The 12848-nt window shown below is 75.0% G+C and carries 16 protein-coding genes; 5 read left to right on the forward strand and 11 right to left on the reverse strand.

The genetic code is table 11. The annotated features are described in order from the left end of the window. Window positions 1-75: 75 nt before the first annotated feature. The 5 genes from ABD345_RS00510 to ABD345_RS00530 are packed head-to-tail and all read right to left on the reverse strand — an operon-like array spanning window position 76 to window position 3293. Window positions 76-1233 carry a hypothetical protein gene (locus ABD345_RS00510; RefSeq protein WP_344549619.1) on the reverse strand — a complete coding sequence of 386 codons (1158 nt, stop codon included), beginning with the start codon at window positions 1231-1233 and terminating at the stop codon, window positions 76-78. Next, window positions 1230-1502: a helix-turn-helix transcriptional regulator gene (locus ABD345_RS00515; protein WP_344549620.1), complete on the reverse strand. Its 273-nt coding sequence runs from the start codon at window positions 1500-1502 to the stop codon at window positions 1230-1232. The genes ABD345_RS00510 and ABD345_RS00515 overlap by 4 nt, the downstream gene beginning before the upstream one ends. 17 nt (window positions 1503-1519) lie before the next feature. Next, window positions 1520-2269 (reverse strand): hypothetical protein, encoded by a 750-nt coding sequence (locus tag ABD345_RS00520; protein ID WP_344549621.1) that lies wholly within the window; start codon window positions 2267-2269, stop codon window positions 1520-1522. After that, window positions 2266-2556, reverse strand: coding sequence for a hypothetical protein (locus tag ABD345_RS00525; RefSeq protein WP_344549622.1), 291 nt, complete (start codon window positions 2554-2556; stop codon window positions 2266-2268). The genes ABD345_RS00520 and ABD345_RS00525 overlap by 4 nt, the downstream gene beginning before the upstream one ends. After that, window positions 2553-3293 carry a hypothetical protein gene (locus ABD345_RS00530; protein ID WP_344549623.1) on the reverse strand — a complete coding sequence of 247 codons (741 nt, stop codon included), beginning with the start codon at window positions 3291-3293 and terminating at the stop codon, window positions 2553-2555. Before ABD345_RS00530 ends, ABD345_RS00525 begins: the two co-directional genes overlap by 4 nt. 249 nt (window positions 3294-3542) lie before the next feature. On the opposite strand from ABD345_RS00530, the gene ABD345_RS00535 reads away from it, so the two are divergent. Further along, on the forward strand, window positions 3543-4229 hold the full coding sequence (locus tag ABD345_RS00535; protein WP_344549624.1) for a Crp/Fnr family transcriptional regulator: 687 nt from the start codon (window positions 3543-3545) through the stop codon (window positions 4227-4229). Between the two features lie 6 nt (window positions 4230-4235). Here the strand turns inward: ABD345_RS00535 and ABD345_RS00540 are convergent, their stop codons facing one another. Then, window positions 4236-4712: a hypothetical protein gene (locus tag ABD345_RS00540; protein WP_344549625.1), complete on the reverse strand. Its 477-nt coding sequence runs from the start codon at window positions 4710-4712 to the stop codon at window positions 4236-4238. Window positions 4713-4872: 160 nt separating this feature from the next. On the opposite strand from ABD345_RS00540, the gene ABD345_RS00545 reads away from it, so the two are divergent. Beyond that, the gene (locus ABD345_RS00545) at window positions 4873-6354 is read left to right on the forward strand and encodes an amidase (RefSeq protein WP_344549626.1); all 1482 of its coding nucleotides are present in this window, start codon (window positions 4873-4875) and stop codon (window positions 6352-6354) included. Window positions 6355-6361: 7 nt separating this feature from the next. Here ABD345_RS00545 and ABD345_RS00550 read toward each other — a convergent pair whose 3' ends face one another. After that, the gene (locus tag ABD345_RS00550) at window positions 6362-6883 is read right to left on the reverse strand and encodes a DinB family protein (RefSeq protein WP_344549628.1); all 522 of its coding nucleotides are present in this window, start codon (window positions 6881-6883) and stop codon (window positions 6362-6364) included. A gap of 3 nt (window positions 6884-6886) precedes the next feature. Next, window positions 6887-7684, reverse strand: coding sequence for a VOC family protein (locus ABD345_RS00555; RefSeq protein WP_344549629.1), 798 nt, complete (start codon window positions 7682-7684; stop codon window positions 6887-6889). A 267-nt stretch (window positions 7685-7951) separates the two neighbouring features. Between ABD345_RS00555 and ABD345_RS00560 the strand changes: the two genes are divergently transcribed. Both ABD345_RS00560 and ABD345_RS00565 read left to right on the forward strand, forming a co-directional pair. Beyond that, window positions 7952-9076: a TolB family protein gene (locus tag ABD345_RS00560; protein WP_344549630.1), complete on the forward strand. Its 1125-nt coding sequence runs from the start codon at window positions 7952-7954 to the stop codon at window positions 9074-9076. 386 nt (window positions 9077-9462) lie between these two features. Then, a complete protein-coding gene (locus ABD345_RS00565) occupies window positions 9463-10455 on the forward strand; it encodes a TolB family protein (RefSeq protein WP_344549631.1) in 993 nt (330 codons plus the stop codon). Here the strand turns inward: ABD345_RS00565 and ABD345_RS00570 are convergent. Then, window positions 10446-11042, reverse strand: coding sequence for a hypothetical protein (locus ABD345_RS00570; RefSeq protein ID WP_344549632.1), 597 nt, complete (start codon window positions 11040-11042; stop codon window positions 10446-10448). The two genes, ABD345_RS00565 and ABD345_RS00570, sit on opposite strands and share 10 nt — an antisense overlap. Before the next feature lie 26 nt (window positions 11043-11068). Continuing rightward, window positions 11069-11578 carry a SixA phosphatase family protein gene (locus tag ABD345_RS00575; RefSeq protein ID WP_344549633.1) on the reverse strand — a complete coding sequence of 170 codons (510 nt, stop codon included), beginning with the start codon at window positions 11576-11578 and terminating at the stop codon, window positions 11069-11071. A gap of 113 nt (window positions 11579-11691) precedes the next feature. On the opposite strand from ABD345_RS00575, the gene ABD345_RS00580 reads away from it, so the two are divergent. After that, window positions 11692-12186, forward strand: a complete 495-nt coding sequence (locus ABD345_RS00580; protein WP_344549634.1) for an FBP domain-containing protein — start codon at window positions 11692-11694, stop codon at window positions 12184-12186. A 12-nt stretch (window positions 12187-12198) separates the two neighbouring features. On the opposite strand, the gene ABD345_RS00585 is transcribed toward ABD345_RS00580, so the two are convergent. Beyond that, entirely contained in the window at window positions 12199-12720 is a 522-nt protein-coding gene (locus ABD345_RS00585; RefSeq protein ID WP_344549635.1) for a YbhB/YbcL family Raf kinase inhibitor-like protein, read from the reverse strand. Window positions 12721-12848 lie beyond the last annotated feature (128 nt).

Consider the following 12848-nt stretch of genomic DNA (forward strand, 5'->3'; position numbering starts at 1 on the left):
CCCGTCACCCTCCGTCGCTCGGCACCCACGCCTCCCGCCACCCTCACCACCCCCGCCGTCCCCCGGCAAAGCCGCCTACGCCGTCCGGGTGACCCGTTCCCGTGCCGCCGCGGTCCCCCGCCGCTCCCAGCTCTCCGCCCGGGCCATCACCTCACCGACCCGGTCGATCGCCCGGGCGATCTCCTTGGCCGGCTGCCGGAGCGGCGCGCTCATCCCGGCGAGCACGGCCAGCAGCGCCCGGAACTGCTCCAGCACCGCCAGCCCCTCCCGGATCGAGACCGCCATGCCCACCAGTTCGCCGACGAACGAGTCCGCGCCCGGCAGGTCGCCCAGCTCCGACGCGCGCTGGAGCAGGTCCAGCGCCGCGCCCACCGCCTGGTCGATCTGCTCCATGTGGGTGGCGAACCGGTCCGCCCGCACCCGCAGTTCACCGGCCGGCGCGTTCAGCGCCGCCGCCATCCGCTTGGTCACCGCGAGGTTCGCGGACGCGGGCGTGCCGGGGCTCCACGCCTTCTGGATCTGCGGGCCGAACTGCTCCATCACCTCGGCCAGGTCGTTGATCGAGCGGGTCATCGCGTTCATGTCCTCGCCCATCAGCTCCATGTCCGCCTCCACCGCGGCGAACCGTTCGAACAGCCCGGGGGCGTCCGGATCGCCCTGGTCGTCCGGGTCGTCCGGGCCGGTCCCCGGCCCGTGGTCCGCGGGCGCCCACGACGCGGTGCCGCTGAGCACCCGGGCCGGAGTCGGAAGGCCGAACCCGTCCCGCAGACCGCTGCGCAGCGCCTGTTCCAGCTCCTTGCGCGCGTCGACCAGTCCGCTCCTGGAGCGTTTGAACTGGATGGTCCTGATCAACGAGATGTCGAACGGCAGCCGTCCGTGCTCGCCGAGCTGGACGGTCGGCCGTCCCAGCAGGTGCCGGATGCCGAGCTCGTACATGACGTTCGGGTTCCCGCCCGTGACGTCCGCGATCACCACGTCGGCGTGCATGACGTGCCGGCAGACCTGTTCGGTGATCTCGCCGGGCTGGGCGATCAGGTCGGCCCGGGTCGGCTCCAGGCCCACGCTGCCGCAGGCCGGCAGGACGACCTTCTCGTAGATCTCCAGCGCCTCCTCGTACGAGAGGCGCTCCGGGCTCCCGTCGTCCTTGTGGCGGTCGCCGATCGGGCCGATGACGAAGCAGCTCAGCGCGGGCGCGCCCTCCTGGGCGGACCGGCCGGGAACGGGGGCGTTCATGTCCGGTCCTCCGGATCGGCGTCCTCGGCGGCCGCGTACCCGGCGCCGCGTTGCAGGTCCTCGGCGTGGACCGGGACCTCGTCGATGCCCATCGCCCGGAGCATGCCGGCGGTGGGGATGCGGTACTGCCGTCCCGGGCGCAGCACCGGGCAGGGGAAGTCGTCCTCCTTGAGCCGGCGGTACACGGTGGCCGGGCAGAGCCCGAGCATCCGCGCCGCGGTGCGCACGTCGATCGTCAGCGGCAGGTCGAACACCTCGCTGAACCTCATCCCGCCCCCCGTTCCGCTCATCGCGCCGCCCCCGCCGGACGCAGCGAGAGGGTGCCGACCACGGGGCCGCGCGGCCTGCGGGCCCGCCACACCACCTCGGCCAGGCCCATCCGCTCGGCCAGCGCGCCGAGCCGCTCCCCCTCGCGCACGGTGGGCGAGACGGTGAACCTGAGCTGCGCCGCGAGTCCGTCCGACCGGTCCGGCGGACTGATCGCCAGCTCCCAGTCCGGTTCCCAGGGCCGGGCCGGCGCCGGAGTGCCGTCGCGCAACGCCTTCCGGTCGGCGATCAGCACCGCCTCCTCGTCCGGCCGCTCCGGCCAGGCCGACTTCGCCGCGTCCCAGGCCCGGCGGGCCGCCCGCCGGGCCAGCCAGCGGGACGCCTCGGGGTGGTCCGGGTCGGCGTCCGGCACGGCGTCCAGCAGACCGGTGACGGCCTCGGCCTCGACGTCCCTGCGGTCCGCCGCGAGCCGGCCGGAGACCTTCCAGACGGTGCGCCGCAGGACCGGCGAGCACAGCCAGACCAGGTAGGTCGACCACTCCCCCTCCGGCCGCTGGGAGCGCTGGGCCCGCCGGATCGCCCCGGCCCACACCTCCCGGCCCTCCTCGGGAGCGGGCCGGTAGGCGAGGTCGCGGGCGGCGAGCGGGTCGAGCAGCCGCCGGCCCCCGGCCGGGCCGGGGACCTCCAGCCGCAGCCGCCGGTCCGGGTCGGGGTGGAGCACCCGGTGGTGGATGCTGTCGAGCAGTCCGGTGAAGACGAGGGTCGTCACGGGTCCGTTCCTTCCGCTGCGGGCTCGTCGGTCGGACGGCCCTGCTGTGGTGTGTGTCGGTCGAGGAAGTCGGCGGTGGCGCGGGTCACCCGGGCGAGGCGGCCGGCCGCCTCGCCCAGCCCGCTCCGCATCAGGGTGCCGAGGCCGGGGAACACCCGTACCTGCCCGATGTAGACGTTCAGCTCCCCGATGTCCCCGCCGACGGCGAGGCCGCTGCCGACCTGCTGGTGCTCGCGGTCGGCGCGGGCGCGGGCGGGTCCGGGGCCTGGTTCGGGCCCGTCGGTCACGGGCGGTGGACGATGGTCAGGCCGCCGTACACGTCCCCGGCGACGGCGGTCCCGTTCCCCACGCTCTGGCTGAGCCGGGGCCGGCGCGGGAAGCGCCACGGGCCGTCCGGCGCCCCGCCCGCGGCGGGCGCCGCCGCCCCGCCGTCCGAGGGCGAGGGGACGTACAGCCAGGCCGTCTGCCGGAAGGCGGCCTTCCCGCTGACGGTGGCCTCCACCCGGGTGCACGCCCCCGGCCGCAGCTTGCTGTAGCCGCCGACCAGGACGTCCTGGTACACCCGGTCGGAGAGGACCGAGACCAGGTGGGTGACCTCGGGGTCGGACTCGTCCAGCACCCGCTTGAGCGGTTCGCTGTCCAGCAGCCGGTGCAGGTCGTTGCGGGCGGTGCCGTTCGCGTCGGGCGGGTTGCCGTCGATCGTGACCGGCCCGAGGTGCAGGCTCATCCGCAACCGCACCGGCGCGTCCCGGTAGCAGGCGTTGTACGCGGCGGCGGCCCGGTCCAGGAGCGGGATGAACCAGTCGATCACGGCGGGGAGGTACTTCGGTGGGAAGCCCATCGCGAGGCCGTCACCGCGCGGGGCCGTGAACGACCGTTCGTCGAGCACCTGTTGGAGTCCCGCCTCGACGAAGCTCTCGTCGACCAGTTCGGCGATCAGCCGGCTCGCCCCCGGCTGGGTCAGGGACGGCAGTTCGGAGAACCCCTTCGCGTCGAACGCCGCCATCCCCTGGGTGTCGGGCATCGGAACGGTTCGGTGTCCGGGCGCAAGCGGTGGAGTGGGCACTGGCACTCTCCTCGTGGTCGGCGGCCTCGTCGTCCCCACGAGCATGCGCGGCGCGGGCCGGCCGCGTCCGTTCCCGGGGCCGGACCAGAAGTGGCGGAGACGACAAATCGAACGCCGTTACCGTTGCCCGTCAACCGGCGTTCCGGCCCTTCCTCCCTTCGGGAACCCCGGCCCGCGCACCGTCCGCCACCCCGTAGCCTCCCCGGCATGGACAGGACGCCCCCGCCCTCCCGTTCCTTCGAATTCGGTCCCTGGCGCGCGCTGGTCGGCGAATCGACCTGGCACGCCGTGACGACCGGGTTCGAGCGGATCGTCCGGGCACCGCGCCACCGGCTGCTGAACCAGGGCGAACCGGGCCCCCACGTCTTCCTCGTCCTCACGGGCCTGGTCTGGATCGAGCAGTGCGTCAGGCACGGCGGCACCTCGTGCCACCTGCGCGGACCGGGCGACCTGCTCGGGGAGGCCGCGCTGTTCGACGCACCCCGCACCGCCACGGCCGTGACGCTGACCGACTGCCAGCTGGTCCGGGTTCCGGTCACCGAACTGCGCGCGTTCCTGCGCCGGCCCGGTCTGGAGCACTCGGTGGCCGCCCTGCTCCACCACCGCCAGCACGTCGACCAGCTGCTCCGGCAGTTCAAGGACCCGCTGAAGCGCCTGGCGGTCGGGGTCCACCCGGCGGTGCGGGTGACCGACGGCACCTCCCGGGACTTCCGCGCGACCAAGCTGGCGCTGAGCAACGAGCAGGTGAGCCGCTGGCTGGGCCTCCGGCGGGCGACCCTGGTCCGGGCCCGCGACCGGCCCGAGTTCGTCCAGAACTTCGCCAGCCACCGCGGCGCGCTGGAGGTCCTGCGGCGGGACTGGATCCTGCGGACCGCGTCCCTGGAGTGCCGCTGACCGCGCTCACAGCCGGGTGACGAGGATCGCCGCGACCAGCAGCGCCCCCTTGTGCAGCGCCTGGTCGGCCAGGTACATCCCGTTCATCCCGGCCGCCCGCAGCTCGGCGAAGGCGGCGGAGCCGACGCGCCGCAGCAGCCGGCGCACCGGCCAGCGACGGTCGAGCCAGGCGTGCGTGGTCATCGACCAGGCGAACCCGGCGGCCGTCCCGACCGGTGACAGCGGCAGCGGGATGAACAGCCGCACCAGCACCAGCAGGGCCGCCATCACCAGGTGGTACTGGGCGACGTGCGCCAGGCAGGCCCGCCAGCCGCGGCGGGGGTCCGCACCGGCGGCGACCTCCTCCGGGGTCGGGGCGGCCTTGTTGGCCGCCTGGTGGTCGGTCTGCCCGAGGACGTGGTCGGCGAGGGCGTGGCCGGTCGCGAGGACCGCCCACACCGCGCCGAAGGCCGCCAGCGTCTCGATCCGCTCGATCCCGTTCACCGCTCACCACCGCGGTGCCGGGCCGCGGACGCGTCCGCGGCGGTGTTCCGGAGGTCGTGTTCTGTCATGTCGTCTCCTGGTGCTGGGGCCTGGGCAGCGGTCCTACTCGGCGGTAGGGTCACCGGCACGCGCGGGCTGGGTGATCTCTCGGAGGGTTGCGGTGGAGTACGGCGAGTACCGGCGGTACGACGCGGTGGGGCTGGCCGCCCTGGTGGCGGGCGGGGAGGTGTCGGCCGGGGAGCTGCTGGAGACCGCGATCGGGCGGGCCGAGCAGGTCGGCGGACGGTTGAACGCGGTGGTGCGGCCGATGTACGAACCGGCCCGGGCCCGGGCGGCGGGGGAGCTGGCCGGACCGTTCGCCGGGGTGCCGTTCCTGGTCAAGGACCTGATCCAGGACTACGCGGGCCTACCGACCGGCAGCGGCTGCCGGGCCCTGCAGGACGTCCCGGCGGCGGCGCACAGCGAGTCGGTGCGGCGCTGGCTGGACGCCGGGCTGGTGGTGTTCGGGAAGACCAACACGCCGGAGTTCGGCAGCAAGGGCGTCACCGAGCCGGAGGCGACCGGCCCGGCCCGCAACCCGTGGGACACCGGGCGGACGCCGGGCGGCTCCTCGGGCGGTTCGGCGGCGGCGGTCGCCGCGGGCGTGGTGCCGGTGGCGGGGGCGAACGACGGCGGCGGGTCGATCCGGATACCGGCGGCCTGCTGCGGCCTGTTCGGGCTGAAGCCGGGCCGCGGCCTGGTCCCGGCCGGTCCGGCGGCGGCCGAGCACCTGCACGGCGCGGCGACCGACGGCGTGCTCTCGCGCAGCGTCCGGGACACCGCCGCGATGCTGGACGTGCTGGCGGGCGCCCCCGACCCGGCCGGCCCGTACCTGCCGCACCGCCCGGACACCCCGTACGCCGAACTGGCCCGCCGCGCCCCGGGCCCGCTGCGGATCGGTTTCAGCACCCGCTCCCCGCTGGGCACCGCGGTGCACCCGCAGGCGCTGGCCGCCGTCGCGGACGCCGCGGCGCTGCTGGAGGGGCTCGGCCACCACGTCGAGGAGGCCGACACCGGCATCGACGAGCGCGGCCTGGCGCTGGACTTCCTGGCCATGTGGGCCACCGAGACCGCCGCCACCGTGGACGAGGTCAAGCGCCTGACCGGCTCCGGCGACGCGGGCTTCGAACTGGACACCCACGTGCTGGCCGCCGCCGGCCGCCGGATGCGCGCCCCCGCCTACTACGCCGCCCACCAGCGCTGGAACCTGTACAACCGGCAGCTCGCCGCCTTCCACACCCGCCACGACCTGCTGCTGACCCCGACCCTGGCCGAACCCCCGGTCCGGATCGGCCGGTTGGACACCCCGCCGGCCGTCCGGGCGCTGGCCCGGCTGCTGCTGCCGCTCGGCCTGCTGGGCCTGCTCAGCCGGACGAAGGCGTACGAGAAGGCGGTGATCACCAACCTGGCGCCGGTCCCGTTCACCCAGCTCGCCAACATCACCGGCCGCCCGGCCGCCAGCGTCCCGCTGTACCGCACCCCGGACGGCCTGCCGCTGGGCGTGCAGTTCGTGGCGCCGCTGGGCGGCGAGGGCACCCTGCTCGCCCTCGCCGCCCAGCTGGAGTCCGCCCGGCCCTGGGCCCACCTGGAGCCCGCGCTCTGAGCGGCCGTCAGCCCATCGTCCGCTGTCCGTCCAGCGCCTCGCGCAGGATGTCGGCGTGCCCGGCGTGCTGCGAGGTCTCCGCGATGACGTGCAGCAGGACGCGCCGCACGCTCCAGGCCGCGTCCGGCTCGAACCAGGGCGCGGCGGGCAGCGCCCGCTCGCTGTCCAGGTCGAGGGTGGCGACCAGGTTGTCGGTGTGCTCGGCGACCGCCCGGTAGCGCTCCAGCAGGACGTCCAGGGTCTCGCCGTCGGTCATCCGGAACTGCTCGGCCCAGGATTCGGCGTCGTCCGGCGCGCCCTCGGCGCGCATCGCCTCGGCGCCGCCGACGGCGAACCGCAGCCAGCGCTCCTCGACCCCGGCGACGTGCTTGATCAGCCCGCCGAGGGTGAGTTCGCTGACGGTGGTGCGCCGCTGGGCCTGCTCGTCGGTGAGGCCGCGGGCGGTGTAGCGCAGGAAGCCGCGCTGCTTGTCGAGCGCGGCCAGCAGGTCGGCGCGTTCGCCGGTGAGTTCGGGGAGCGGGGTGACCATCGTTCAGGCCACCTCCACCGTGCTCGGCGGTTCGCCCTCGGCGGCGCCCGGGTCGATCAGCGAGAACGCCGCGCCCTGCGGGTCGACGAAGGACGCGGACCGCCCGAACGGGGTGGTCATCGGCCCGAACACCAGCTGTCCGCCGGCCTGGACGGCCCGCCCGGCCGCCGCGTCGCAGTCGTCCACCACGAAGTACACGCTGACGTACGGCGGCACCTGGACGGGCACGTCCGGCCCCATGCCCATCGCGCCGAGCGCGGGCTCGTCGCCCAGGCTGTAGACGCTGTAGTCCACCCGGTCGTCGACGATCCTGCGCACCCGGTACGGGAACACCTGCGGGAAGAAGGCGTTCGCGGCGGCGGTGTCCCGGGTGAACACCTCGGCCCAGCCGTAGCCGCCGGGCGCGTCGCGCAGCTCGAAGCCCCGGTGGGCGTCGGCCTGCCAGAGCCCGAACACCACGCCCGCCGGGTCCCGGGCGATCGCCATCGTGCCGGAGTCGCCGACCTTCACCGGCTCCAGCGGCACGCTGCCGCCGGCCGCCCGGACCCGCTCCGCGGCCGCCGCCGCGTCGGCCGTGGCCAGGTAGAGCACCCACGCCGAGTGCCGCTCCTGGCCGGGCGCCGGCGGGACGACCGCGGCCACCGCCCGGCCGTCCTTCAGCGCCCGCGTGTAGCCGCCGAACTCGGACGCGGCCTCGTCGAACGTCCAGCCCAGCACCTCCCCGTAGAACGCCTTGGCGCCCTCCGGGTCGGCGAACGCCGCGTCCGCCCAGACGGGGGTGCCTTCGGGTCGTGCCGTCATCGTGCGTCTCCCTCCGCTGTCGGGCCCCGGGGCGCCGCCCCGGGGGAAAGCACGTGCGCTGCCACGCTAACCAGTGGCCCCGACGGCCGCCCGGCGACGCGCTCGGGCGGCCGTCGGACGTGCCCGAACGCCTGTTGCCCCGCAGTGACAATTCGCGCACCCTGCGGGGTCATTGGAGCGCGAAGCTTGAGTCATCGCCCCGGGGGACGGAACGCAGAAGCCGGCCGGGACGACCACCACGACCGCTGTTCCTGGGGGGAACCATCCATGTCCGCGCACGCCCGCCTCCGCCGCTCCGCCGCCGTCGCCTTCGTCTCCGCGATCACCGCCGGCTCCGCCCTGCTGCTGACCGCCTGCGACCCGTCCGACGCCGCCGACGCCGCCAAGGCCGGCACCGCCACCCCGTCCCGCACCGCCGGCCCGTCGCACACCGCCACCGGGTCCGCCGCCCCGTCCGGCTCCGCGTCGACCCCCGCCGCGCCGACCTCCGCCGCCACGCCCACCGCCTCGGCCCCGGCCCAGCGGCCCTCCGCGTCCGCCTCGGCCCCGCAGCCCTCCGCCACGCCGGTCAAGGCCGCCCTCGACCTCACCAAGGGCACCGGCCTGACCATCAGCAACGGCACCCGCTACGTGGTGATGGACGGCAAGGTCGTCGACTTCGGCACCGTGGTCCGCGACCTGGCCTGGTCCCCCGACGGCAAGCACGCCGCCTTCGTCGACGGCAACGGCAACCTGGAGACCTCCGACCCGGACGGCAGCCACCAGGTCCTGGTCGCCACCGCCCCCTCCGGCGTCACCTGGTCCCACCCGACCTGGCAGGTGTTCACGCCCAACGCCGACGAGCAGCAGAGCGGCCTCCGGACCAAGAACGACCTGCTGTTCACCGCGGACGACCACGGCACCCTGCGGCTGCTCGGCGTCCCCGCGACCGGCGGCACCCCGGCCCCGATCCGCCTGGGCAACTCCAGCGGCGAGGACGTGGAGGCGAACCCGGCCACCGGCAACCTGTGGGCGAACGTCGGCAACCGGATCGGCTCCGCGGTCTACGCCAACAAGGACGACGGCAAGGTGTACTACCGCGACGACTACCTGCGGCAGCAGGGCGGCCCGGTCACCGAGGGCTCGCAGCCCGACCTCGACGACGAGGGCGACATCGTGTTCGTCCGCTCGGTGGACGGCCACAGCCACCTGTTCACCAAGTCCGGCGACCAGCGCTCCCCGGAGCGCGACCTGACCCCGCACGCCACCACCGACTACACCGAGCCGGCCTTCTCCGCCGACGGCGGCACCATCGCCTTCCGCGCCCCCGACGGCATCTACACCGTGCCCGCCAAGGGCGGCGCCCCCACCAAGGTCTCCGACACCGTCGGCCTCCCGGCCTACCGGGGCTGAACCACCGGCACCACCCCCGTCGGCCCGCCCGGAACCCTCCGGGCGGGCCGCCGCCGTTCCGTCATCTCCCGCTTTGCACAAGGGAATTGAGCTCACCGGGCGCTGTTGCCCGGCGGTGACACGGCCCGCACGCCACCAGGTCATCCGGCTGCGAGGCTTCTCCTGCCGCCCCGTCCGCCGCCGCGTTCCCGACGGGGCGTCACCGGCCCGTCCCGGTTCGCGAATTCAGGGTCCGCGAACCGGGACCACCGAGACGACAGCCCGGACGGCCCCGCCGTCCGGGCTGTCGTCCGCCACTGCCAGGATGTGTCCGTCCCGCACGCGGCGGTCGAGCACCGGCCCGGACCGCTCCCGCCGCCCGAATTCCGTTCCAGGGGGAACCGTCCATGAACGAACGCGCCCGTCTCCGCCGTTCCGCCGCCGCCCTGCTGGTGGCCGCGGTCACCACCGGCTCGGCCCTGCTGCTCACCGCCTGCGACCCGGAGGACGGCTCCACCGACGCGGGCGGCGGCACCTCCGCCACCGGCAGCGCCACGCCCGGCAGCGCCGCCCCGACCTCCTCCGCCGCGCCCGCCAAGGCCGGCACGCTGAACAGGACCGCCGGCACCAAGCTGACCGTCAGCACCGGCACCAGCACCGTGCTGATGGACGGCAGGTCCGTCGACTTCGGCACCGTGGTCCGCGACCTGGCCTGGTCCCCCGACGGCAAGCACGCCGCCTTCGTCGACGGCAACGGCAACCTGGAGACCTCCGACCCGGACGGCGGCCACAAGACCGTCGTCGCCAAGGCCCCGTCCGGCACCACCTGGTCCCACCCGACCTGGCAGGTCTTCGGCCCGGACGAGGTGCACGGCGCGGGCACCTACCTGCTGTTCACCGCGGACGACAAGAAGAGCCTGCGCCTGATGTCCGCCGAGGCCAAGGCGAACGGCACCGTCGAGGAGCTGCACCTGGGCGACTCCGAGGGCGCGGACATCCCGCAGACCGGCAACCAGTGGCCGTACTCCAACGGCCTGTCCGGCATGACGGTGTACGCCAACAAGGACGACGGCCAGGTCTACTTCCACGACGTGGTCAGCCGGACCAACGGCGGTGCCATCGGCAAGGGTTCGCAGCCCGCGCTGGCCGATGAGGGCGCGCTGGTGTTCGTCCGCTCCGCCAAGGGGCACAGCCACATCTTCGCCAGCCCGGGCGACGAGAACGCCGACCAGCAGATCGACCTGACCCCGGACGCGACGGTCGACTACACCGAGCCCGCGATCAGCCACGACGGCAAGACCGTCGCCTTCCGCGGCCCGGACGGCGTCTACACCGTCCCGTTCACCGGCGGGAAGCCGGAGAAGGTCACCGACACCGTCGGCCTGCCCGCCTACCGCTGAGCAATCCGCTCCAACTCCTGCACCAGGTTCGGCAGTTGCTGATCGGCGTCGTCGTGCGGCAGCCACTCGACCGGGTCCAGGAAGCGGAACAGCACCTTGGTCGGGGTGACCGCGAACTCGTACTCGGCGAAACCGACCACCGCACCCGCCTCGCCCCGGGCGGCCCCGCGCACCACGTGCGCGGTGAGCTCGTCCGGGGTGTCGCCCTGCGCCGCCGTCACCCGGCGGCGGGCGTTCGACCGGGCCAGGTACGGGCAGACCATCGAGGCGTACAGCATGCACGCCCGGTGCCCGGGGCCCTCCGTGGTGGGCGCCATGTTCCGGTACGGCCGGCCGGTCGCCAGCGCCTCGCCGATCGCCGCCGCCTCCGCGCCGCCGACCACCCGCCACACCGGCCCGAGCGGCATCAGCGTGTTGCACACCGAGCACAGCCGCTCCCGGGCGCAGGCCGCCGACCGCTCGTGGTCGGTCAGCGCGAACTGCGGCCGCCCGTCCTCCCACGGGGTGATCGCGGGCACCGGGTAGCCCCGCCCGTCACGCGGGCGGTCCGCCACGGCGGGCGGCTTGGGAACGGCATCGAAGCGCATCCCCCATGCCTATCACGCCCCCGCGCTCACCCGCGCGGCACCGCGTAGTCGGTCAACTCGGCTCCTCGCGGCGCGAGTTGTCCCCATTCACCCGGCACGTCCAGCACCGCGATCCCGGCCGTGGCGAACTTCTCCCGGAGCCGCTCCAGCGCCTCGCTCCCGCTCTCCCGGGCCAGCCCCAGCACCAGTTCCTGCACCTCGGGCCGGTGCCCGACCAGCATCACGGTGCGCACCACCGGGGGCGACTCCCGGAGCAGATCCACGAGTTCGTCCGCCTCGGCGCGGTACGCCCGTGGTTCCAGGACGAGTTCGGGCGCGCCGCCGAGCTCCGGCTCGGCCAGCTCCCAGGTCTGCCGGGTGCGCACCGCGGTGGAGCACAGCACCCGGTCCGGCACCAACCCGTGCTCCGCCAGCCACCGCCCGGCCGCCGCCGCGTCGGCCCGGCCGCGCTCGGCCAGCGGACGCAGCTCGTCCGGGACGTCCGGCCAGTCCGCCTTGGCGTGCCGCAGCACGATCAACCGCCGCTGTTCCGTCATCCCCCCAGTGTGGCCCGCGCCGCGAACCGCGCTCCACCCAACGCGCGGACCGGATCCGATACCGGCGGAAAACCGGACGACGCGCCCACGCCCGCTCGGCTAGCGTCACGGGCATGCGTGCCCTGACCGAGTCCGAGATCCGCGCGTCCTTCGTCAACTGCTCCAAGGGCGAGGCCAAGCGCCTGCCCGTCCCGCGCGGCCTGGCCGAACAGCGCTGGGACGAGCTGGACTTCCTCGGCTGGCGCGACCTCGGCGCCCCCGACCGGGCCTACCTGGTCGCCGTCCTGGACGGCGCCCCGGTCGGCATCACGCTCCGCTCGCCGAACGTGCGGCGCAGCCTGACCCGCACCAACGTCTGCTCGGTCTGCATCACCGCGCACGCGGGCAGCGGCGTCTCGCTGCTCACCGCCCCCCGGGCCGGCGCGGCGGGCCGGGAGGGCAACTCGGTCGGCACCTACCTCTGCGCCGACCTGGCCTGCTCGCTGTACGTCCGCGGCCTGCGCCGCGGCGCCGCGGTCAGCCGCCCGGACGAGTCGCTCCCGCTGGAGGAGCAGATCGCCCGGACGGTCACCAACCTGGAGGCGTTCCTGCGCCAGGTGCTGGCCTGAGCCCGGCCGCCGTCACGGCGCCGACCGGTACTCCACGGTCAGCACGGCCCGCCCCAGCGCGTGCGCGGTCAGGTTGAACCCGACCTGCGCCGCCGGGGTGTCCGGCCCGAGCTCCAGCGCCGGCACGTCCAGCGCGTGCACCACGAACACGTACCGGTGGGCCGGTCCGGGCGGCGGCGCCGCCCCGTCGTAGCGGTGCCCCGGGAAGTCGTTGCGCACGTGGAACGCCCCGCCGGGCAGCCCCCCGTCCCCCGACCCCGCGCCGCCCGCCAGCTCGGTGACCTCGGCCGGCAGGTTCACCAGCAGCCAGTGCCACCACCCCGCCGCCGTCGGCGCGTCCGGGTCGTAGCAGGTCACCGCGAACGACCTGGTCCCCGCCGGGAACCCCGACCAGGACAGCTGCGGCGAGGTGTTCCCCAGCGCGTGCACCTGCGCGTCCGGCATCGTCCCGCCGTCCACCAGGTCGGTGCTGCGCAGCTCGAACGCCGGCACCGGCGGCAGGAAGTCGTACGGGAGCGGAATACGCCCGGTCATCGGTCACCATCCCCATCGAAGGCTCTCGGTATACCGCCCCAGCCTATCCACCGCCGGGCCCCGCCAGGGCCCGGGGAACGGCGGGTCCGAGCTGCTGACGGCCGGATCCCACCGATGGCGTCCGAGCC

Source organism: Kitasatospora saccharophila, assembly GCF_039529925.1.
Classification (GTDB): domain Bacteria; phylum Actinomycetota; class Actinomycetes; order Streptomycetales; family Streptomycetaceae; genus Kitasatospora; species Kitasatospora saccharophila.

Excerpts from the sequence above, each read along its gene's own strand:
- ABD345_RS00510 (WP_344549619.1), bottom strand. The coding sequence starts at position 1,233 with ATGAACGCCCCCGTTCCCGGCCGGTCCGCCCAGGAGGGCGCGCCCGCG.
- ABD345_RS00515 (WP_344549620.1), bottom strand. The coding sequence starts at position 1,502 with ATGAGGTTCAGCGAGGTGTTCGACCTGCCGCTGACGATCGACGTGCGC.
- ABD345_RS00530 (WP_344549623.1), bottom strand. The coding sequence starts at position 3,293 with ATGCCCGACACCCAGGGGATGGCGGCGTTCGACGCGAAGGGGTTCTCC.
- ABD345_RS00535 (WP_344549624.1), top strand. The coding sequence starts at position 3,543 with ATGGACAGGACGCCCCCGCCCTCCCGTTCCTTCGAATTCGGTCCCTGG.
- ABD345_RS00550 (WP_344549628.1), bottom strand. The coding sequence starts at position 6,883 with ATGGTCACCCCGCTCCCCGAACTCACCGGCGAACGCGCCGACCTGCTG.
- ABD345_RS00555 (WP_344549629.1), bottom strand. The coding sequence starts at position 7,684 with ATGACGGCACGACCCGAAGGCACCCCCGTCTGGGCGGACGCGGCGTTC.
- ABD345_RS00560 (WP_344549630.1), top strand. The coding sequence starts at position 7,952 with ATGTCCGCGCACGCCCGCCTCCGCCGCTCCGCCGCCGTCGCCTTCGTC.
- ABD345_RS00565 (WP_344549631.1), top strand. The coding sequence starts at position 9,463 with ATGAACGAACGCGCCCGTCTCCGCCGTTCCGCCGCCGCCCTGCTGGTG.
- ABD345_RS00570 (WP_344549632.1), bottom strand. The coding sequence starts at position 11,042 with ATGCGCTTCGATGCCGTTCCCAAGCCGCCCGCCGTGGCGGACCGCCCG.
- ABD345_RS00575 (WP_344549633.1), bottom strand. The coding sequence starts at position 11,578 with ATGACGGAACAGCGGCGGTTGATCGTGCTGCGGCACGCCAAGGCGGAC.
- ABD345_RS00580 (WP_344549634.1), top strand. The coding sequence starts at position 11,692 with ATGCGTGCCCTGACCGAGTCCGAGATCCGCGCGTCCTTCGTCAACTGC.
- ABD345_RS00585 (WP_344549635.1), bottom strand. The coding sequence starts at position 12,720 with ATGACCGGGCGTATTCCGCTCCCGTACGACTTCCTGCCGCCGGTGCCG.